General features: G+C 71.9%; 17 protein-coding genes. 11 read left to right on the top strand and 6 right to left on the bottom strand.

What is annotated here, in order from left to right; translation table 11 throughout:
- The first annotated feature begins 233 nt into the window (after positions 1-233).
- The 3 genes from ACFVVX_RS36455 (at position 234) to ACFVVX_RS36465 (ending at position 4,002) form a co-directional block, all read left to right on the top strand.
- A complete protein-coding gene (locus tag ACFVVX_RS36455; protein WP_387952275.1) occupies positions 234-1,913 on the top strand; it encodes a CocE/NonD family hydrolase in 1,680 nt (559 codons plus the stop codon).
- A gap of 679 nt (positions 1,914-2,592) precedes the next feature.
- Positions 2,593-3,309, top strand: a complete 717-nt coding sequence (locus ACFVVX_RS36460; RefSeq protein ID WP_387952277.1) for a hypothetical protein — start codon at positions 2,593-2,595, stop codon at positions 3,307-3,309.
- Between the two features lie 132 nt (positions 3,310-3,441).
- Complete coding sequence (locus ACFVVX_RS36465; RefSeq protein WP_387952278.1) at positions 3,442-4,002, top strand: hypothetical protein; 561 nt, start codon at positions 3,442-3,444, stop codon at positions 4,000-4,002.
- Between the two features lie 249 nt (positions 4,003-4,251).
- Here ACFVVX_RS36465 and ACFVVX_RS36470 read toward each other — a convergent pair whose 3' ends face one another.
- The gene (locus tag ACFVVX_RS36470) at positions 4,252-5,832 is read right to left on the bottom strand and encodes an alpha/beta hydrolase (RefSeq protein ID WP_387952280.1); all 1,581 of its coding nucleotides are present in this window, start codon (positions 5,830-5,832) and stop codon (positions 4,252-4,254) included.
- A gap of 262 nt (positions 5,833-6,094) precedes the next feature.
- On the opposite strand from ACFVVX_RS36470, the gene ACFVVX_RS36475 reads away from it, so the two are divergent.
- Entirely contained in the window at positions 6,095-6,460 is a 366-nt protein-coding gene (locus ACFVVX_RS36475; RefSeq protein ID WP_387952282.1) for a hypothetical protein, read from the top strand.
- Between the two features lie 548 nt (positions 6,461-7,008).
- The gene (locus tag ACFVVX_RS36480; protein WP_387952284.1) at positions 7,009-8,610 is read left to right on the top strand and encodes a hypothetical protein; all 1,602 of its coding nucleotides are present in this window, start codon (positions 7,009-7,011) and stop codon (positions 8,608-8,610) included.
- A gap of 165 nt (positions 8,611-8,775) precedes the next feature.
- On the opposite strand, the gene ACFVVX_RS36485 is transcribed toward ACFVVX_RS36480, so the two are convergent.
- Positions 8,776-9,996 carry an alpha/beta hydrolase family protein gene (locus ACFVVX_RS36485; RefSeq protein WP_387952286.1) on the bottom strand — a complete coding sequence of 407 codons (1,221 nt, stop codon included), beginning with the start codon at positions 9,994-9,996 and terminating at the stop codon, positions 8,776-8,778.
- A 101-nt stretch (positions 9,997-10,097) separates the two neighbouring features.
- Between ACFVVX_RS36485 and ACFVVX_RS36490 the strand changes: the two genes are divergently transcribed.
- The gene (locus ACFVVX_RS36490; protein ID WP_387952288.1) at positions 10,098-10,694 is read left to right on the top strand and encodes a TetR-like C-terminal domain-containing protein; all 597 of its coding nucleotides are present in this window, start codon (positions 10,098-10,100) and stop codon (positions 10,692-10,694) included.
- Positions 10,695-10,886: 192 nt separating this feature from the next.
- Here ACFVVX_RS36490 and ACFVVX_RS36495 read toward each other — a convergent pair whose 3' ends face one another.
- Both ACFVVX_RS36495 and ACFVVX_RS36500 read right to left on the bottom strand, forming a co-directional pair.
- Positions 10,887-11,468, bottom strand: coding sequence for a DUF4231 domain-containing protein (locus tag ACFVVX_RS36495; RefSeq protein ID WP_387952290.1), 582 nt, complete (start codon positions 11,466-11,468; stop codon positions 10,887-10,889).
- 69 nt (positions 11,469-11,537) lie between these two features.
- Positions 11,538-13,583, bottom strand: a complete 2,046-nt coding sequence (locus ACFVVX_RS36500) for a hypothetical protein (RefSeq protein WP_387952291.1) — start codon at positions 13,581-13,583, stop codon at positions 11,538-11,540.
- A gap of 346 nt (positions 13,584-13,929) precedes the next feature.
- Here ACFVVX_RS36500 and ACFVVX_RS36505 point away from each other — a divergent pair, with 346 nt between their 5' ends.
- Positions 13,930-14,598 carry an RICIN domain-containing protein gene (locus ACFVVX_RS36505; RefSeq protein WP_387952293.1) on the top strand — a complete coding sequence of 223 codons (669 nt, stop codon included), beginning with the start codon at positions 13,930-13,932 and terminating at the stop codon, positions 14,596-14,598.
- 163 nt (positions 14,599-14,761) lie between these two features.
- Here the strand turns inward: ACFVVX_RS36505 and ACFVVX_RS36510 are convergent, their stop codons facing one another.
- Entirely contained in the window at positions 14,762-15,550 is a 789-nt protein-coding gene (locus tag ACFVVX_RS36510) for a GNAT family N-acetyltransferase (protein ID WP_387952295.1), read from the bottom strand.
- Positions 15,551-15,556: 6 nt separating this feature from the next.
- Here ACFVVX_RS36510 and ACFVVX_RS36515 point away from each other — a divergent pair, with 6 nt between their 5' ends.
- The gene (locus ACFVVX_RS36515) at positions 15,557-16,081 is read left to right on the top strand and encodes a hypothetical protein (RefSeq protein ID WP_387952297.1); all 525 of its coding nucleotides are present in this window, start codon (positions 15,557-15,559) and stop codon (positions 16,079-16,081) included.
- Positions 16,082-16,176: 95 nt separating this feature from the next.
- Here the strand turns inward: ACFVVX_RS36515 and ACFVVX_RS36520 are convergent, their stop codons facing one another.
- On the bottom strand, positions 16,177-16,782 hold the full coding sequence (locus ACFVVX_RS36520; RefSeq protein ID WP_387952299.1) for a TetR/AcrR family transcriptional regulator: 606 nt from the start codon (positions 16,780-16,782) through the stop codon (positions 16,177-16,179).
- Between the two features lie 91 nt (positions 16,783-16,873).
- On the opposite strand from ACFVVX_RS36520, the gene ACFVVX_RS36525 reads away from it, so the two are divergent.
- From ACFVVX_RS36525 to ACFVVX_RS36535, 3 genes are all read left to right on the top strand, one after another.
- Positions 16,874-17,998, top strand: a complete 1,125-nt coding sequence (locus tag ACFVVX_RS36525; RefSeq protein WP_387952301.1) for an FAD-dependent monooxygenase — start codon at positions 16,874-16,876, stop codon at positions 17,996-17,998.
- A 515-nt stretch (positions 17,999-18,513) separates the two neighbouring features.
- A complete protein-coding gene (locus ACFVVX_RS36530; RefSeq protein WP_387952303.1) occupies positions 18,514-18,873 on the top strand; it encodes a hypothetical protein in 360 nt (119 codons plus the stop codon).
- Positions 18,874-18,970: 97 nt separating this feature from the next.
- The gene (locus ACFVVX_RS36535; protein ID WP_387952305.1) at positions 18,971-19,879 is read left to right on the top strand and encodes a hypothetical protein; all 909 of its coding nucleotides are present in this window, start codon (positions 18,971-18,973) and stop codon (positions 19,877-19,879) included.
- The last annotated feature ends 167 nt before the right edge of the window (positions 19,880-20,046 follow it).

Raw genomic sequence — 20,046 nt, forward strand, 5'->3', positions numbered from 1 at the left:
GCGGGGTAGAGCCCTCCGAGGACAAGGGCCCCGATCACATCGATCGGGGTTCGCAGGTGCGGCCGATCCGGGCGTCGCTCCGCTACCAGCGGGGTCGTTCCATCCGGGGTTTCAACAGCAGACGATCACTCGTTCGAGTGAACGGGGCGGCTGGCCCGCCGGGAATGATCACACCGAGACGAACATGTGTATGACAACTCGTCAGAGTCACTGCCACGGAAGGCGGAACATTCATGCCGGTCAGCGGATCCCCCGAGAACCCGTTCGCTCTCAGCCCCGACGACGTCGCCAAGATGGAAGCGATCCGCGAGGCGCTGCTCGACCCGTCGCCGCGCCGGATCGGCAGGCTCGACCAGTGGGGTCTTGCCGACACCTACGAGGTGCAGGCGGAGATCGCCGAGTACCGGGAGCTCCAGATCGCCATGGCGGACGGGACCCGGATCGACGCCGGGCTGAGCACGCCGCGCAACCTCGCGCCGGGGCAGACCTGTCCCGCCGTCGTCATGCCTGCCCCGTTGAACGACTTCGGCCGGCTGGCCTACTTCGGCACGATCCCGCGCTGGACGCAGGGCGGCTATGCCGTCCTGACCTACAGCCAGCGCGGTCTGGCCCGCTCCGAGGGCAAGATCCAGGTCGCCGGCCCCCAGGACGTCGCCGACGGAGTCGAGATCCTCAACTTCCTCACCGGGCTGGAAGGCATCGACCCGGAGCGGATCGGATGCTTCGGCGCCTCCTACGGCGCCGGTACCAGCCTGCTGCTGGCGGCACGGGACCCGCGGGTCAAGGCCGTGGCGGGCGCCAGCGCCTGGGGCGACCTGTTCACCTCGTTGTTCGAGAACGGCACCCGGCACATCAAGGCATTCGAGGCTCTCGTGGCCCTGTTCCACGAGGAGCGCTGCTCGGAGGAGTTCCAGGGGATCATCAGGAAGATCCGCGACAACGTCATCGACGAGGACGTCAGGAAGTTCGCCAAGCTCCGCTCACCGATCGAGCAGCTGAAGGCCTACAACGACCGCAAGCTGCCGATCCTGATGACCACCTCCTGGCACGAAACGATCTTCTCCGTGCCCGCCGTCGTCGACCTCTTCACCAAGCTGCAGGGCCCCAAGTCGCTGCTGGTGCAGATCGGCGACCACGGCAACAGCGAACTGCCCGGCCTGTTCGGCGGCATCTCCAAGCCCACCGAGATGACCTACCGCTGGATGGACCACCACCTCGGCGGCACCGCCGGCGACGGCGCCGAGCCCCAGTTCGGCATCCGCTCGGAGTACATGCACAACCTGCTGTCCGATCTCACCCACGACGACTGGGCGGACTACGCCCTCCCCAAGCAGCGCTTCCACCTCGGCGCCGTGCCCGCCGGAAAGCAGGACGCGCCGATGGCGCAGGGGCAGCCGCAGCCGGGCTGGACCCGCTCCGTCCAGGCCGCCGGCCCGGACACCGGGATCATCGTCGCCCCGAAGCTCGTCCAGACCGGCCTGGCCGAGCGCGTGGGGCTCCCGCACGTCTACAAGACCGCCGAGATCAAGCGCGACGTCGCCGCCGTCTGGACCACGGCGCCGATAGAGCGGCCGATGCGCGTCCAGGGCGAGCTGGAGGCCCGGCTCACCGTGCGGCCGCAGACGAGGAACGCGACGTTCACCGCCTACCTGCTGGACTGCGACCCGGCGACCGGCCGGGCCGCGATCATCACCCACGCCCCCTACACCCTCACCGACCAGCAGGCCGCCACGGTGACCTTCCGCCTGCAGCCCACCCACTACGTCCTCGCCAAGGGCCGCCAGCTGCAGCTCGTCGTCGACAGCTACGACCCGTTCTTCGCGGACGAGAACACCATCCCCGCCGCCCTCGAGATCACCTCGCCCAAGGGCAACGAGTCCTACCTCGACATCCCCCTCGGCCCCCTGCCGTAACACCCACCCGCCCCGCCGGGCACCCGCGCCCACCACCAGGTCCGGTCCGCGACACATGCGGACCGGACCTGTCCCACACCCGGCCACGGCGCCGGCCCCGTCCGACCGACCCCGCGCACCGCGTCAGGCGGAACACCGGTGACGACCAACATGCCCAGCACCCACCGTGATCCGGCACTCCCCCGACAGCCGGAGCTCAGTCCGCCAACCCGACCACTCGCTCGCCGACTGAGGCGCTCAGTCACAGAGGGGGTGTGGCGCTCACCTTGCGGCCGCCTGGCCGCGGGTCACATACGCCGACACGGACCTCGTCGGCCGGCACCCCCAGGAGATCAGAGCCGGACGGTCGGTCAAATCCGAACCTGTCGCGAATTGGGCAGCAACGGGGTTCCGCGGTGAATGAATATGCGTCGGAACGTGAACACTCGGCACAGCTTTCCAGCGGGGCCTCCATTTCCGATCCCCCGTCACCGGGGCTCCGTGATAGAGGGACCACCGAGTGGCACACGTCTCGTCTCGGACATAGCGTAGAACAGGTCGAGTGCCGAATCCGCCGGCGCCCGCTGTTGCAGGAGCTGCAACAGGACGGGAGGCGCCGCTCGGCTCGCACCAAATGACGCTCGCGCCAAATGACGGGGGCGCGTCGCAGAGGTCATCGACAGAGGAGGGTTGCGGGGCAATGCTATCTCCGGATGAACAGCGTCGAAAGCTGGAGCGGGATCTCCGCCAGCATGCGCATCGCGTTGACTGCATCAATGAAGAAATTCGAAACCTCAATAACGAGCTGCGGATCCACAATGTCCTGTTGTCGCTCGGGCAGGACAAGAAGCTTCTGGCCTTGCTCGATCAGCTGCGCGACGACGAAGCCCTGGCACGCAAATCACGTGAGGTCGGCCGCTCGTTCTTCGAACAACAAGGTGTTGAGCTCCCTCCGGAGATTCAGGCGGTGACCGGTGCCCCGACAGGCCAAGGGGCGAGGATACGTGGTGTCTTCCTCGACGACGCCGGGCGCGAGTACGAGGTGGTGTGGGACTCGCAGCGCGGGTTCGACGTGCATCCCGAAGTCCGGGCGAAGAATCCGCTGGACCTCACCCTGTCCCACACCAAGGAACGGACCCAGCAGAGCACGGACTTCACCCTCAGGGGGACGGGGTTCACTCCCAATGGGCAGGTTGCCATGAACATCTTCATGGAGCCGGGGCTCACCGTCCCGAACAGGGACATCGGAAGTGTATCCGCCAACCACCTTGGCGAGATCAGCAAGTTCCACCGCGCCTGGTACCTTCACGGTCCGGATCCCCAGACGAGGAACCCGGCTTTCATCGCAAGGGACGTGACAGAGGATCAAGCCTCGATCGATGAGGTTTCCAGCGCCTCCTGGTATCCCCTGTTGTGAACGCGGACTGAGTATGTGAACGCGGACTGAGCAGACCGCTCGTTCCGGGGCCGGTCACATGAGTAGTCAGTTCCCTGTGCTGTACTACGTGCTCTTTCACGTACACCGTGCATCACTTCCGGAGCCACCTCGATGATCGCAACCTGTCCGACGTGCACCGCGGCGGACGAAACCGTCGCCGTGCGGAACGCCCTGCTGGACGCCGACCGGCCCCTCGATCCGCCGACGCGGGAGCTGCTGTCGATGCCGCCCGAGCCAGGGGGCACAACCGGGGCCGCGATCACCCTCTTCGTCCTGGCCGGCCTCTTCGGCCTCCTGGGACTGCGCGCGCTGTTCTCCGGCGACGGCGGCGGCAGCTCCGACGTCGCGTACCAGCTCGGCTCCCGCTACGGCGTACTGCTCGTCGCCCTGATCCTGCTGGGAATCGGGCTCGCCGTCCATTCCGGCCACCGAAGCCGTCGAAGTGACACGGCGGACCAGTGGCCCCGGACCTACGAGCAGTGGCAGCAGCTCCACCGGGTGCGGCGGGCGACCTGGCTGTGCCGACGCTGCCTCGTCGCGTTCCTTCCCGCCGCGTCGCTGCACCCCGACTTCGCTGCCTCGTCCGCGATACCCGTGGCGCAGTTCCCGCAGTGGACGGCGACCATCGCTCAGGGGGGTGACCGTCCCGGCGCCCCGACCGCATCGAACTGACCACACCTACCGCTCTGCGGGTGCCGGCAGCCCACCGGTCCAGCGACCCGTGCGGTCAGGTATCGCGGGGCCAAGCGCTCGTTCGTCAGCCTGCCCGACCTTCATCGGGCGGGACCTGACGGACCAGGCACCCTGGGACAGCGAGCGAACCGGAGCAGCTCCTGCCGTCCCCGGGGGCCGTGTTCGGTGGTGTTCTGGGCACGCGGAGCCGGCGTGGCGGACCCTGCCGGGTCCGCCCACTGGTTCTTCCTACGGGCGGTGTGACGGGCGCGGTGACGGGCAGTCGGCGTCGTGGGCGGGGAGGACGCCGTCGAGGAGGTAGCGGTCGACGGCGGCATCCACGCAGGTGTCGCGGGGGGCGAACAGGCCCGCGTAGACGGTGTGGCGGAAGGCCCCGCGCAGGGTCACGAGCCGGGAGCCGGTCAGGGCGCGGTGGGCGGAGAGCTGGCCGGGGTAGGTGGCGGCCGGGTCGCCGTCGGCGCCGACCAGCAGGACGGGGACGGCGTTGCGCACCCGGGTGGGCGGTTCCGCGGGCTCGGCGGGCCAGAAGGTGCAGGGGGTGAGGTTGCGGGTGAGCGGGCCGAACAGCGGCTCGTCGGCGCGGTGGGCCTGGATGTCGCGGTAGTAGGCGAGCGGATCGCGCGAGGCTGCGCGGTCCGCGCACATGATCGCGGTCTGCGCGGCGGCGTAGCCTCCGGTGTCGGGGGACGCCAGGCCGGTCAGCACCGCCTCCAGCAGCGCGGTCGGCTGGGCGGGCCGGCCCTCGGCGGCGTCGAGCAGGACGCGTGCCAGGGCGGAGAACTCCTCGTAGGCGGCGTCGTCGTCGCCGGCCGACACCGTCCACAGCACCTGCGGCAGCGCCCGGGCGTCGACCCGATGGGCGCCGACCGCCAGCGGGGCGCGTTCGGCGGCCAGGCGCACCCGCTCGACCGAGGCCAGCACCTCGGCGGTGCTCGCGCCCAGGTGGTGGCGGTCGTCGCGGCCGGCCGCCCAGGCGGCCCAGGCGGTGAGCGCGGCCGCCATCGCGGGGCCCTGGGTGGCGGTCAGGTCGGGACCGAAGCGGTCCGGGTCCATGGCGGCGTCGAACACCGCCCGCCCCACCCGGTCGGGGAACAGTTGGAGGTAGACCTCGCCGAGGTAGCTCCCGTAGGACGAGCCGAGGTAGGCGATCGTCGGCTCGCCGAGGACGGCGCGCACCAGGTCCAGGTCCCGGGCGGTGTTGCGGGTGGAGGCGTGCGGCAGCAGGGCGCGGTACGGGGCGCAGCGGGCCGCGAGGTCCTTGGCGAGCTCGGCGGCCCGGTCGAAGCCCAGCCGGTCGGGGCCGGCCGCGCCGGGCCCGGCCGTCGGCCAGCCGCAGTCGAGGGGGGTGCTGGCGCCGACGAAGCGCGGGTCCATGCCGACGATGTCGTAGCGGGCGCCGAGGGCGGGGGCGGCCTGGCGCAGGGCGAGGGCGAGCCCGCGGGCGGGGACGCCCGGGCCGCCGGGGTTGTAGAACAGGGTGCCCAGCCGGTGGGCGGGGTCGGTGGCGGGCAGCCGGGAGAGGGCGATGCTGAGCGTCCGTCCGTCGGGGCGGCGGTAGTCGAGGGGGACGGTGACCTCGGTGCAGCGGGCGCCGGCGGCGTCGAGGTCGGCGCCGGCGGTGTCGTCCGGGCCGGTCGCGCAGGGGTGCCAGAGCGGCTGCTGGCCGCGCAGCGCGGCGAGCGGGTCGGCAGTGGCGGCCTGCGCGGTGGCGGCCGGCGCGGTGGCGCCGAGTGCCGGTGCGGCCGACGCGGTGAGGAGGGTCATGGCCAGCGCCGCCACAGCGGCGGCCGACTTGGCGGCGCGGATCACGGTGTCTCTCCTGGGGTGCCTCGGCGGGCCGTCGGGGCGACGGTAGGCGCCCGCGACGGCCGGGCGCGTCCACCGCCGGTACCGGCCTCCCCCGCCGAAGTGCCCCTGTGGATCTGCTACTTCAGGACCACCCGCGGCCGCGGATACGTCATCACCAGGGCGGCGTCCTGACCGCCCTCTGCCGGCCCGAGCAGAGCGGTCCGCGCCCCGCAGCCGTGAGGGCACCGACCGCGCGGCCGGCCTGAACCGTGAGGATGGGCCCATGTCTGCCGTGCCCATCGAGCCCCGCCCCCTGAACGCCTCCGAGCGAGCCGTGCTGGAACACCTCCTGAAAGCCGACTTCGCCGGCGCCCCGGCGCTGCTCGGACAGCTGGAACACACCGAGGTGGTGGCCACCTGGGGACCCGGGTCGGTGAGCGTCGACCTCCGGGTGCGCGGACTGGAGCAGCATCCCGCCCCGCCGTCCACGCTCCTGCCGGCTGGTGCCGGCGTCCACAACAGCTCCGGCGAGTACATCGGGGAACTACTGGTCTGGGCCGAGGGAGGCACGACCCTGTCGGCCCTGGAGTACGCCTGGGTCACCGACGACATGCCGACCTCCCTGCCGTCCGTCGACCAGCTCCGGTGAGCAGATGACAGCTGGCTGGTGCCGGACCACCGGCCTGGCCAACCACCGTGCACAGCCGGACGCCGACCCGGGCAACGACGACAGCCCGGGCAACGCGGAAGCAGCCGGACGCCGGCGAGCAGGGGCCCGGTCGCGGCCACCGTGAACGGGCCCGGATCGTGACCGCAGGGGCCTCCGGCGGTGAGGAATCCGGTGAGAGGCGCGGGCTTCCATCCTGGTGCCCGCTGCCACCAGGGCGGCGGGCACCGACCCGTTGAGCAGCCCGCCAGGAACCCGCCAGGAACCCGCCGGAGAGCGACGCCTTTGACGGACACCCGGCCTCGCGAGAAGGAGGAAACGGCAACACCTCTGGCGCGGATTTCGTATATCGCATATGTTACGCGGCACGACTCCGGCCTCGACGCCGGCATCGCACCGCAGCCGACCGGGCCCGTTGCCTGCCCCGCACGCACCGGGGCCCGCCCGCGGCCGCGGCCCGCCCACCCCAAAACGCCCCGTCCCCCCACGGGGCGCAGCCCCACCCCGAGCCGCCCCCACGAAGGAAGACCATGACCAGACCCGAGCCGCACAGCATCAGCCGCCGCTCCGTCCTGCGCAGCGCCGCCATCGTCGGCGCAGCCGCCTCCCTGCCCCAGATCCTCACCGCCACCCGCGCGTACGCCACCGACGACGACACCGGCGGCAGCTACGTCATCGCCTTCAACGACAACGGGGCGAAGCGGCAGACGATCCTCGGCCTCGGCTTCGAGATCCAGTCCGACTCCATCGGTTCCAACGACGGCGCCACCGACGACGGCCTGGTCAGCGGTGTCCCCCTCGACCTGACCGCCGCCGCGTACACCCGCTTCATCAACGACATGCTCAAGGCCGGCCGCACCGACCGCGGCTTCCGCTACTGCCGACTCGCCCTGGGCCTCTACCACCGTGGCGTCACCGCCGACGGCAAGCGCTTCCAGGACCGCTACCCGGACCAGACCAAGAAGCTGGCCACGATGGTCGAGGACGCGGGTATCGAGGGCCTCGGTGTCGAGTACTGGTCCCCCGCGCCGCACTGGAAGAGCAACGGACAGCTCGGGGGCGGACCGAACAAGAACGCGACCCTCGCCTCCTTCGCCTCGACCGAGTCCGCCGCCATGGGCGACGCCATGGTCGCCGACCTGGACTACCTGGTCGAGAACTCCAGGGAGACCCCGACCTCCCCGCCGCGGCTGAAGATCCTCTGGTGGGGCCTGCAGAACGAGCCCAACCAGGGCGCTGCCTACAGCAGTTGCAAGTACACCGACGAGCAGTACCGGGACGTCTTCAACATCATCGCCCCCAAGATCCGCGCGAACTACCCGGACACGAAGATCCACGCCACCAGCATCAGCGGATGGTGGAACAACCGGGGCGCGGTCCTCAAGAACAACACCACCAGCATGCAGTACATCGACGCCTGGACCTGGCACAAGATCGGCGACGACAGCAACACCCAGATCACCGAGAACTACACCGGCAGCGGCGTCGCCTTCAGGCCCGTCTTCAACAACGAGTTCGAGTACCTGGGGGGCCACGGCCCGGTGACCGACAAGGACACCCTCAACACCGCCCAGTCGATCATGAACTGGATGACCTTCCAGAACTCCCCCACCTGGTGGTGGCTGCACGCCCTCAAGCCCTCCACCGACACCCTGTCGGAGAACTACGGCCTCGGCACCTGGCGGCCCCCGGGCGCCCCCGCGGACAGCCGCTTCCCCGGCCTCCAGCCCGGCGACTGGACCTGGAACCCCCGCAACTGGAACGCCGTCGCCGGCTTCGTGAGGTTCATGCCCTGGGACTCCGTGCGCTACAACGTCGAAGAACCCCACCCCACCGAGGCCAGCGGCGGCCTCAAGACCCACCTGAACGGCACCACGACCCCCGGCGGCGTCACCTACCGGCCCAACCAGCGCATCATGGCCTGGAAGACCCCCGGCGGCAAACCCGTCTTCGTCGTCACCAACCGCGGCAACGCGAACTACACCTTCACCATCGACACCCAGACCACCGGCACCTTCCGGGGCTACCGCTACGGCCCCTCCACCAACATGGACAGCATCGGCGCCAAGACCGGCACCTCCCTCACCGTCACCGTCCCGCCCCTGTCCATCGAGTTCTGGGTCCACGACTGACACCTGCCCCGACCGGGGGCCGGGGCACCACCACCCCACCACGGCACACCCCCTGCCCCCGGGCGGTGGGCCCGGACACCCGCCCGGCCGGACGACCCTCCGGCCGGGCGTACCCGGCGGACGGTCCGCGGACGGGGCCCGTCGCGGCGCTGGGTCGTCAGCTCCTCAGGCGGCCGCCTTGAGGGTGTCGTCGAGCCAGTCGTAGATGCGGGCCTGGGTCAGGCGCATGGCGCCGGGGTGGCAGTGGGCGCCGGCGCCTTCCTCGGCGGTGAACACCATCAGGGTCCTGGGGCAGGTGAGGTGGTCGTAGAGCTGTTCGGGCTGGCCCTTGAAGAACATGTCCTCCTCGGCGTCGCAGACGAGGGTGGGGCACTGGATCCGTTCGGCGATTCCGCCGGCGAGGGTGTAGTCGAGGTAGGAGGCGTTGAAGGCCCGGGGGGTGTCGACGCCCATCACGTACATTCCGTGGTTGATCGCCCAGCGGGCGATCGGGTCCTTGGCCATGATCTGTTCGAGGGCGGCGTCGAGTTCGGGGGCGGACTGCGCGCGCAGGAGCCGCTCGGCCTCCTCGCGGGTGCCGGGGATGTTGCGGACGGAGGTCTGGCCGAGGTCGTAGAGGCCGTCGACGGCGATCAGCGCGGCCAGGCGGTGCTCGAACGCGGCGGCCCTGGGGGCGAGGATCCCGCCCATGCTGATACCGAGGAGCGCGATGCGGTCGGCGTCGACGTCCGGGAGGGTCTCGGCGAAGTCCACGACGGGGGTGATGACGTTCTCCCAGTCGGGGCGGAACACCAGGCCCTCGTGGTGGCGCGGACCGGGCATGCCGGGGCCGTCGAAGACCAGCACGGTGTAGCCGCGCTCGACGCCGGCCATCGCCCCGAAGAAGTGCAGCTCCTCCGCGGTGCCGTCGAAGCCGTTGTGCATGATCAGCGTCGGCCGCGGGGTCCCGGAGTCGTCGACGCGGTACAGGTAGCCCGGCAGGGTGGTGCCCTCGTACGGGATCTCGACCGGCTCGATGATCGGGGTGAACAGCGCGGCCGCCGCTCGGAAGCAGGCCACGCTGCGGTCGTAGGCGTGGTCGTGACGCGGGTCGCAGGGGTGGCCGTGCAGGAAGAACTCGGCCGACCGGTAGTAGTTCGACGCCCGCAGGAACCCGTCCCGGGCACTCACCCGGTGACCGGCCGCCAGTGCCTTCTCGGCCTGGCCGGACACCCGGTCGGCGGTGGCGAGCCACTCGGTGTACCAGCTGGCGTAGTCGCCCTCGGTGATGCGCTCGCCGGTGGACACCACCTCGCCGAAGTCGGCTCCCCCGTAAGCGATGTGACTCATCGAGCGCAGGGTCTCGTACCAGAACTGGATGTTGTTCGGGAACAGCAGCTGCTTCATCGGACACTCCTCAGGGGCCGTTAAGCACGGATCTGTGCTTGCGATGGGAACTGTAGCCCCTCCCGATACCCGAAGCAAACATCTGTGCTTACGATGTGGGGGTGACTCCGAAGCAACCGACCACACGCATCCGCAAGAGCCCCGAACAGGTCCGCGCGGCCGTCCACCAGGCGGTCATCGACCTGCTCTCCGACCCGGAGGGCGAAGACCTCAACATCCCCGCGATCGCGCAACGCGCCGGCGTCAACCACACCAGCGTCTACCGGCGTTGGGGCAGCCTCGACACACTCCTGGCCGACATGGTCACCACCCGCCTCGAACGCGACTCGCCGCTGAACGACACCGGCACCCTGCGCGGCGACCTCCTCGCCTGGGCCGAAGCCAGCGTCGCGAGCATCCGCACACCCGAAGGGCGCGCCCTCGTGCGCGCCGTCATCCTGTCCATGCCGAACAGCGCCCAGGCCCAGGACGAGCGGGCGCAGCACTTCCGGCGCCGGATGCACTCCATCGAGCAGATCCGCCAGCGGGCCACGGCCCGGGGCGAGAACCCACCACCCCTGGAGCAGATCCTCGACCAGCTCATCGCACCGTTCTACCTGCGGGCGATCTTCGGCATCGACCCGCCGGCCACCGGCTACCCCGAGCTCCTCGTCGACAGACTGCTCGGCAGCGGAAGTACGGGTCCTGCCGTTGACTGAAGCGCTGCGGGCGCGGACGGAGCCGCTGTCGCCGCACCGGACGCCGAAGCGGTGCGGGCGGTGACGCGGCCACTGCCAGAGGCGAGCAGTCCCCGGGCGGGCTCAGATCTGCGGCACCGGCGGCCACCGCCCGGGCAGCACCCGGGCGGCGCCCGCGACGCCGTGGGGGCCTGCCGGAACGAGGGGCGCCACCTACTGCGGGTTGGTCTCCGAGGAGACAGGTGGTGTGAGGCGCCGAGCCCAGGCACCTGTCTCCTCGGCGGTGATCATTTCGACACGCGTGACCAGGATTCCCGGCGCGGCCTTCCGATCGGCGTATTCATCCGCGCCCTGCCTGTAGCGGACCACCTCGGCCTCAATCTGCAGGTTCGCCCGGCTGAAGGAGATCCAAGCCCCTTGCCAGTCGAAGACATGGCGCATCCCCGTCAGCAGGGAAGCGAAGGACCCCAGCAGCGCGACAACCCAATTCTCGGCCCTGACCGCGACCGCGAAAGGCACCCCTGCAGTGAGAACCAAGATCATCAGATCCAGCAGCCTGGCCCTCCACCGGGCACTGCGCATGTTCTGCCGGTACCACGTCCCGCGTACGCCGACGCTCGGTGGGACGTCGGGCCACTCCACCCTGGCCAGACCGTCCCACCAGATTTGCGATCCCAACCAGTGCTGCCTCTCGAACGCCGCCTCCGACCCGGGCTTCTCACCAGCAGCCCGGCACACCAGAGTGCGAGATCCCGCGCCTTTACGACACGCAGCGGCCGCCAGACGGAGCAACACGCCAGGACAGCGGCCGGGCGGCTCCCGGGACGGACCTCGACCAGAACAGCGAGGGGACGGCCGGAGCCGTCACGACGGGCCGGGCAAGACCCGGCGGGAGCCCCTACCCGCCAGGGCCTGGTCGACCAGTGCGCGCAGCTCCTTGTCGCGGACGATCACCGGGTAGCCCCCGTCCGTGCAGAGCCTGCGGTCCGACTGCCGGACCGTCAGCAGTGCGGCCCGGACCGCGGGGCTGATCTCGCCCATGCGGATCAGTGCCTGCAGTGCGTCCCGGAAGAGGCGGAAGCCGTCGTCGCCGTCGGCGATCGGCAGGACGAACTCTTCGAGGACCCGCATGCTCGGTTCGGCCCGGCCGGTGATCGACCAGAGCGTGGCCGCGGCGGTGAGGCGTGTCCAGTGCGTGCTGTTCTCCATGGCGAACCGGACCCGGTCCGCGTAGGGCGCCGCGTCGGCGCCGAAGCCGCCCAGGGCGTCGATCGGCCCGTACCAGGGTTCCGACGCCGTCATGACGGCGTCGCCGACGAGCCGCAACCGTGCCGCCCGGTCACCGGCGATGTACTCGGCGGTCCCGGCCACCAGCGCGTGGCTGTCCGGGGAGTCCAGGACTTCACAGGTACTCAGGGCCGGTGCGGCCGAGGCGGCGGCCGGTCCCAGGCCCCGCAGGATGCGGAGCACATGGACGGAGGTCCAGGTGTCGGCGAGCAGGGGCAGGAGGTCGGGCAGGGCCGGCAGCGCGTCCTCGCCCCAGGCCTCCAGTACGACGAGGAACGCGCGGGTCGCACCGCCGCGGGCCCCGCCCTCCCGGATCGCCTCCCGCATCGCGGGCAGCAGGACGTCCGCGTGGGCCCGCAGCGGAACCAGCACGTCCGTGACCTCCGGCCGCCGAGGATCGGCGTTGCAGTAGCCGCGGCCCTGCTCCTCCTCCTGCGCGCGGAGCTGCTCGATCAGGCCCGGCAGGGCGCGCGGGTCACCGATCCGGGTCAGCGCCCAACGGGCGATCTCCCCGACCGTTCCGTCGAGGTGCTCGTCGGCCGCGTCGTCGTCGAGCAGCACGGCGAGCCGGTCGGCGTAGCGGGCCGCCGCCGGACCCAGCACCGCGAGGATGTTCGCGGCCCGCAGCCGCACGCCCCCGTCCGGACTGGTCAACAGCCCGCCCGCCAGCGGCAGCAGGGCTGCCTCCGCGGAACGCCGCTCGGTCAGGAGGCGCCACGCCACGTCCAGCGCCTCCCTGCACAGGGCGGCGTCACCGGTGCGGTCCGCCGTCTCGACCAGCCGGACGGCGAAGCGGATTTCGGCGTCGGGATCGTGCGCGAGCTTCCACGCCGTCGACCGGACCAGGTCCTCGCGGGTCCAGGGGCCCTCGACACCCGGGGTGTACCAGACCTCTTCGAACCGCGGCCGCAGCGCGGCTTCGGAGTACACCTCGATCAGCCGGTCCAGCTGCCGGACCGGGAGGTCCCGGTCGAATTCCCCCCAGGCGTGCACGGCCGCGACCCGGAGCACCGGGTCGTCCCCGTCCGCCAGCGCCGCCAGCACCGCCCGCGCCTCGTCGGCCTCATCGCCGCTCCCGGCCTCGCCGGATGCCGCGGCTACCGCCTCACCGAAGGCGAGCAGCAGCGGGACGCGGACCGTCGGGTCCGTCTCCACCCGCCACCGCTCCAAGAGGCGGGCGATCTCCCCTGCCAGGGGCAGGGCCTCCCGCCGCACCGCCGGCTCCGGATCCGCGAGCAGCGCACGCGCTCCCGTCCAGTCGAAGCCCGCCAACGCCGGTGCCTGCAAGGCCACCAACAGCTCGACGAGCTCCACCCGTCTGCCCGTGGGCATGGCCGGGTCGGCGGCCAGCGCGACGATGAACGGCAGGGCCACCGCCGTGGCGGACGGCGTCTCCCGCCCCTCCTTCGTGACGAGGGAGTACAGCGGGTAGGAGTCCTCCTCCGCCGCCTCCGCACCCGCCTCCGCACCCGCGAGGGCGAGCCGGCGGAGCGCTCGGGCCACATCGTCGACCGAGTCGACCGGGTTCCCCGTCGCAAGCCCTTCCCACACCACGGCGTCCAGCGCCTCCAGCGACATCCCCGTCATCGTCGTCCCGTCCACCATCACACCCGTTCTGCGCACCAGCAGCCGTCATCGTCCAGGAAACCCGCCGCCCTGTCGTCCGAAATTCGGCCCGCCTCGCACCGCGCACCGGCGGGGAGTCGAGGATGGGTCGGCCCAGGTCCCGGCGGGCGGGCGCGGGCCGGGCGCGGGCCGGCTGCGGTACCGGGCCGGCTCCAGCCGATCGGGTGCGGCGGCGGGGTCCGGGGGCCGGCCGGGCGCCCCGGCTTCTCCCGGCGCTTCCCCAATGGCTGTTCGGGATTGCAGAGCGTGGCGCGGCCCTGTCAGCTTGGCAATAGTCCTTATACGGACTTCCTGCGGGAACCGGTGATCCGCAGGCCGACTGCCAGGCGAACAGGAAGGTCTCATGCCCACTCAGACCGCGGCACGGAAGATTCGGACCAGACTCGGCACCACCGCCGCCATGGCTGCTCTCGCCCTGACCCTCACTCCCGCAACGGCGCAGGCGACCGACGTGGCACCGACTGCCCGTCCGGAGGCGGCGTTCTCGGAGGCGGACGTGCAGGTGGTGGACGTGACGTCGCTCTCCCAGATCCCGGGGGTCGGATCGCACGCCCGCCGCGAACTGAACGGCAAACGCATCGTCTACCGCTCCAGACTGTTCACCAACAACCTCGGCGGACAGTGCCTCGACGGCGACACCGTCACCATCGGCCACGACCCCGCCAAGGTGCAGCTGTGGCACTGCACCGGGGCCGAGAACCAGGTCTGGTACTGGTCGCAGGTGGCTGGTGAGCCCGAGGGCCGCTACAACATCCAGAACAGCGTCAGGCTCCAGTGCCTCGAAGGCGACAGCGCAACGATCGGCACCGACGGCGCCAAGGTGCAGCTGCGGACCTGCAACCGCGGGAACAACCAGGTCTGGCTCCGGGACGGCGCCGTCGCAAACCTGAGGAACCTCAACAGCGGCCAGTGCCTCGACGGCGACACCGTCACCATCGGAAACGACGGTGCCAAGGTGCAGCTGTGGCACTGCACCGGCGTGCAGAACCAGACCTGGACGTTCCGCCCGTAGCGGGACCGGCCGATCGCCCGCCCCGACGGGCCGCCCGGTGGACCGTGGGGCAGGCCGCGCAGCAGCGGGTCGCGCGGCACCGTCACCGCCCGGCCCGGGGCGGCGGGCTTCGTCAAGGACGACACCGGGTCGGCCTGACAGCCAGATCCTCCCCAAGCACTGGTCAGACCCGGCGCAGTGCCTTCACCATCACGTGTTGCCCGGTCATCCCGTCGGGCGATACGTCGCAGGGCTCTCCCGTGGTGGTGAATCCGCTGCGCCGGTAGAGGGTGAGGGCGGCCTCGTTGCCCGGGAGCACCGCGAGCTTCAACACCGCTCCGCCTGATTCCAGAGCCCAGGTCTCCACCGCTGCGATCAGCCGGGTGCCGATCCCGCGGCCTCGCGCCCCGGTACTGACCCAGACGGACCTCAACTCCCTTGTACCGCCGTCGCCGGGGAGGCCGCTGGCCATGCCGACTGCGTGGCCGTCCAGCAGCGCGGCCACATGGTAGGCCCCGGGGATCTCCAGCCGGACACGCCAGCGTTCCTCTTCGCCTCTGTGCCAGTCGGCGAGCCGGGACTTGAACGCGTGCGGCGCATCCGCGAGCGCCGAAAAGCGAAGCGTCCGCCACAGCGGCCAGTCGTCTGTCGTGAGGACCCGCAGAGTCACCATGCCGACGAGTCTGTCGCCATGCGACTGAGGCGGTCCACCGTGATCACGCCCGACGCCCGAGAGCACTCCTCTCGCCGCTCTGCCCGTCGTGACAGTGTCCGGAGCTTTGACCGGCAGTGCGCGGTGGTGGTCGCGGGCGGCGACCTGGTACCAGGCCGCCGCGGTGAGCAGGAGCCGTGCGAGGTCGCGTTGCTCCTCCCAGGGGCGGTCCGTCGGCGGGTCCCGGGTGTCCGGGTCCAAGGCGTGGACGGTCTCGGCCAGGCGCTGGAGGAGCTGTTCGCCGGCGGCGTGTGGCAGCATGCCGCCATGGTGACGAGCGAGGCCCCCGCAACGGCGGACGAGGCAGTGCGTGAGCTCCGGGGGCTGGCCCACGAGTGGGTCGACGGCCGGCGCGCGGACCCGGACGTTCTGATCAGGGCCGCACTCCGCGCCCTGGTCGCCGGGGTCGACACACCGTCACTGTGGCTTCTCGCCTGGCTGCTGGGTGGTGAGGAGGACCAGGCCTCGGAGCTGTTCGACCAGGTGATGGACGAGCTCGGCTTCGGCTTCCACCCGCCCGAGGACTACTGGGAGGGCCGGCTGGCGCTCGCCCGCTGGTGGGCCGCCGAGATCGTCGGCGGATGGCTCGACCCCTTCGAGGGCGCCGAACTCATCATCGAGAACGTCGCGGAGGCCTACGGGCCGTCCGAGGAGCTGGCACCCCTGGTCGACGCGCTGGACGCGCTCTGGGACCGCGGGCCGCAGACTCCCCCGGACGAAGCCGTCGCATACGTGACCCGGGCCGCCCACGAGATCGTGGCCCGCATCCCGCCCCCTTCCAACCCCATCTGACAGCGCGGCTTCTGACAGCACGACGGCGCCGACCGTGCCGCGACCCGCTCCGTGCAGGACCCGGCCGTAACCCCCGCACGGCCGCCCGGCCTCCCTCACGCCCCTGGCCGCAGCCAGGGGGCGAGTGCGGTGTCCGTTGCCGTCCGCACGGCGGCGTGCAGGTCGGCGGGGGTGGTGATCCGGTCGGGGCCTTCGAGGAGTACCTGGAGGACGCCGGTGATGGCGCCGATGAACGCGCCGGTGAGCGCTGCCGCCTGGACCAGGTCGAGCCGGTCCGCGAAGGCCTCGGCCAGCCGGCGGGCGATCTCCTGCTGGGCGTCGAGCTGGATCTGCAGGGCGCGGCCGCGCACCGCCGGCACGGTGCGGGTCAGTTCGAGGCGTAGCGCGGCCAGTGGGCCGACCATGTCGTCGCCGGTGTCCGGGACGGTGCTCAGTGCGCGGAGCAGGACCTCGGCCGGGCCCTCGTCGGGGGTGCGGGAGTCGATGGCGGCGATCACGGCCTGCACGCGGGTGTCGGCCTCCGGGAACAGCAGTTCTTCCTTGCTGGCGAAGTAGCTGAAGAACGTGCGCGTGCCGATCTCCGCTGCCGCGGCGATGTCCGCCACCGTGGTCCGGTCGTAGCCCTGTCGCTCGAACAGGTCGGTCGCCGCGTCGACGAGGGCCTGGCGGGTGCGGGCGCGCTTGCGGTCACGGAGGGACATCCGGTCACCTTAGCGCGCGTGATGCGGGTCTGCGTCCGCTGCAAATCTGCACTCGTTGCAGGTATGCACTGAGTGCATCTATGGTGGCGGCATGACTCCCCGGAGCGTTCTCATCTCCGGGGCCGGCGTGGCCGGCCCCACCCTCGCCCACTGGCTGGCCCGCCACGGCTTCCGTCCGACCGTCGTCGAGAAGGCCGCGGACCTGCGCTCCAGCGGGAACCCGGTCGATGTCCGCGGCGCCGCGTTCCCCGTGGTCGAGGCCATGGGCGTCCTGCCTCGGCTGCGCGCCGCCGCCACCTCGGCCACCGGGATGCTCCTGCTGAACGCCGCCGGGCGCCCTGTCGCCCGGCTCCCCCTGCCCGGCGGCCGGGCGGGCGCCGGGCGGCGGGAGGTCGAGGTCCCGCGCGGCGACCTGGCCGCCGTCCTGTACGAAGCGGCCCGGGGCGACGCCGAGTTCCTCTTCGGCGACAGCATCGCCGCGCTCCACCAGGACGGTCACGGGGTGGACGTCACCTTCGACCGGGCGGCGCCGCGCCGCTTCGACCTGGTGGTCGGCGCGGACGGGCTGCACTCCCACGTGCGGCGCCTCGCCTTCGGCCCGGAGCGCGACTTCGTCCGGCCCACCGGGATACTGGTCGCCACCCTGCCGCTCGGCGAGCCCGCGGACGACCCGAGCGAGGTGCACGTCCACAACGCCCCGGGCCGACTGGTCTGCGTCCATCCCTCCCGGGGGTCCGCCGTGGCCGCCTTCATCTTCCGCAGGCCGGACATCACCGCTTTCGACCACCACGACACCGGGCTGCACAAGCGGATCGTCACCGAGTCCCACGCGGGTCTCGGGTGGCGGGTGCCCGGCCTGCTCGACCGGGTGGAGAGCACCGACGCGCTCTACTTCGACGCCGTCAGCACCGTCGACCTCCCCTCCTGGTCGCGGGGCCGCATCACCCTGCTGGGCGACGCCGCCTCCTGCGTCTCCCTGCTCGGGGACGGCTCCAGCCTCGCCATAGCCGGGGCCCACACCCTGGCCGCGGCCCTTGCCGAGCACCCGGCCGACCCCGGCACCGCGCTGGCCCGCTACGAGGCCGCCCACCGCGCCCGGGTGATCACCAAGCAGCGCGGCATCAAGCGCTCGGCAGCCCTGCTCGTCCCCGCCACCCGGCTCGGCCTCGCCACGCGCAACCTCGCCGCCCGGCTCTGGCCGGCAGGCCGTTCCTGAAACTGCGCCCCGCCGCCCTGCGGCCGGTCACCTGCACTGCGGCGCCCCCGGGGCGGTACCCGCCTGGATCACAGCGTGGATCCGACCACCCTCGGGTCCCCCCCCCCCGGTACTCCGCACTCCGTTCCGGGGAATCCCGGGCCAGCGACGGCAGGCGGCGGCCGGTGTCCGGCACGGCGCCGGGATGCCCGCGGAGTCGGTCGAGGGCGGGCGGGATCGGCGGCGACGCGCGGACTCCTAAGGCGGCGCACGGGCGGGGGTGCACGGGCAGGGGGTGGCGCACTGGCCGGGCCGGGTCCTGCACGGTGAAGCGCAATTCGATCAGCCCTCTCCCCCGCGGGCCGGCAGCCGGCGGCGGCGAACATGTCATGTTCCGTGCAGCTTCGGGGTGGTTTCGCGGCTGTTCGGCTCCGGCCGAGCGGCTCGCGCCGCCGTTGCGCCCGGCGGGTGATTCTCTCCCTGGGCCGCGATCACCGGCGCCTCGACATCCCGATACCTCGATCGAAGGATTCCCCATGCAGATCGGCAGGAAGCTCCTCACCCTCACCGCCACCGCCGGCCTCGCCCTGGCCGGGGTGGCCGTGGCGGCGCCGGCGAACGCCATCGGCGCAACGGGCTGCCCGACGAACGGGCTCACGGTCACCACCAGCGGCAACGGCAACTACTGTGCAGCGGGCTCGATCGGCTACAAGAACACCAGCAGCCTGTTCGGGATCGGCCAGATCGACCACGTCATCTACGAGTCGACCCAGTGGAACTGGGCCGCCTTCTACAACTCCAGCGGCGTCATCAAGCTGAAGCCCGGTCAGTCCACCGGCTACCTCGGCGGCGTGATCACCTACGCGCTGGAGATCGACAACCCGAACTGGACCTGATCCCCGGCCCACCCGTCCGTGAATCCGGCACCCGCCACCGACCCGCGGCCGCCCGTGGCGGGTGCCGCGCCGCCGCGCCCGCTCCCGGAGGACGGAAATGAAGCGCTCCACGACCTCGGCTCTGACGCTCGTCCTGCTGACGGCCCTCGCGGGCTGCGGCACGGGCGGCACCCGCCCGGCTCCCCCGCAGCTGGGCGAGATCCCCACCATCACCGGCGTCGGCCAGGTGGTGCGCCCGATCGACGCCTACCTCCCCACCGCGGCGCAGACCCGGACCGTGGAACAGGCCGCCTACCTGACGAGTGCCCGCTGTCTGCGACGGCTGGGCATCACGGAGTCTCCCGGTCCGGACCCGGCCCGGGCCGAGCCCGACGACCGGGACGTCCGGTCCCGGCTCTACGGGTACTTCGCGCCCGAGCGCGTCGCGACCACCGGCTACGACGCCGTCGTGGCCACGGGCACCGGGCAGCCGGCCGCCGCCGCCACCTTGCAGGTGCTCACCGGGCGGGACGCGGCCGGCACCCCGGTCACGGACTTCCAGGGCCGGGCCGTCCCCAAGGGCGGCTGCCTCCAGGAGGGCCTGAACGCCGTCGGCGGAGCGGTGTTCCTGAGCTCCGACCCCTCCGCCCTGCCCGGCGGCGGGCCGAAGGAGCCCCTGACGGATCCTCGCGTCGTGGCCGCCGACCGGCAGTGGAGCAGCTGCATGAAGGACCACGGCTTCGCCTACGCCACCCCGGCGGACGCCTACATGGACCCGCGCTGGCGCGACCGGACGCAGGGCGCCGGAGCGCCCGCCGGCCACACCCCGGCCGAGCTGGCCACCGCGGCCGCCGATGACACCTGCAAGCGGTCCACCAACTTCATGGGGATCGCGGTCGCCGTCCAGGCCGCCTACGACCGCCAGTACATCGCGGCGCACCCGGAGGAGCTGGCGGCGTTCGCACGGGGTGTCAGCCGGCACGTCGCCGACGCGCAGAAGGCCGTCGCGGAGGGCGCGGCCGGGTAGCGCAGGCCCGGGCGGCCCGGGACGGGAGCAGGGCTACGAGGTGGGTGCGGCCGGTGCGGTGGGGGGGGTTCAGGCAGGGGGTGGTGACGCCCAGGACCATGCGGTTGTCGCCGGCGGTGCTGGACACGTCGACGACGTACCTGCCGTCGGGATGGCGCGCCGTGACG

The organism is Kitasatospora sp. NPDC058170 (assembly GCF_042883905.1).
Taxonomy (GTDB): Bacteria; Actinomycetota; Actinomycetes; order Streptomycetales; family Streptomycetaceae; genus Kitasatospora.

Coding starts and splice junctions, on each gene's coding strand:
- ACFVVX_RS36455 (WP_387952275.1), top strand. CDS start 234: ATGCCGGTCAGCGGATCCCCCGAGAACCCGTTCGCTCTCAGCCCCGAC.
- ACFVVX_RS36460 (WP_387952277.1), top strand. CDS start 2,593: ATGCTATCTCCGGATGAACAGCGTCGAAAGCTGGAGCGGGATCTCCGC.
- ACFVVX_RS36465 (WP_387952278.1), top strand. CDS start 3,442: ATGATCGCAACCTGTCCGACGTGCACCGCGGCGGACGAAACCGTCGCC.
- ACFVVX_RS36475 (WP_387952282.1), top strand. CDS start 6,095: ATGTCTGCCGTGCCCATCGAGCCCCGCCCCCTGAACGCCTCCGAGCGA.
- ACFVVX_RS36480 (WP_387952284.1), top strand. CDS start 7,009: ATGACCAGACCCGAGCCGCACAGCATCAGCCGCCGCTCCGTCCTGCGC.
- ACFVVX_RS36485 (WP_387952286.1), bottom strand. CDS start 9,996: ATGAAGCAGCTGCTGTTCCCGAACAACATCCAGTTCTGGTACGAGACC.
- ACFVVX_RS36505 (WP_387952293.1), top strand. CDS start 13,930: ATGCCCACTCAGACCGCGGCACGGAAGATTCGGACCAGACTCGGCACC.
- ACFVVX_RS36510 (WP_387952295.1), bottom strand. CDS start 15,550: ATGCTGCCACACGCCGCCGGCGAACAGCTCCTCCAGCGCCTGGCCGAG.
- ACFVVX_RS36515 (WP_387952297.1), top strand. CDS start 15,557: ATGGTGACGAGCGAGGCCCCCGCAACGGCGGACGAGGCAGTGCGTGAG.
- ACFVVX_RS36520 (WP_387952299.1), bottom strand. CDS start 16,782: ATGTCCCTCCGTGACCGCAAGCGCGCCCGCACCCGCCAGGCCCTCGTC.
- ACFVVX_RS36525 (WP_387952301.1), top strand. CDS start 16,874: ATGACTCCCCGGAGCGTTCTCATCTCCGGGGCCGGCGTGGCCGGCCCC.
- ACFVVX_RS36530 (WP_387952303.1), top strand. CDS start 18,514: ATGCAGATCGGCAGGAAGCTCCTCACCCTCACCGCCACCGCCGGCCTC.
- ACFVVX_RS36535 (WP_387952305.1), top strand. CDS start 18,971: ATGAAGCGCTCCACGACCTCGGCTCTGACGCTCGTCCTGCTGACGGCC.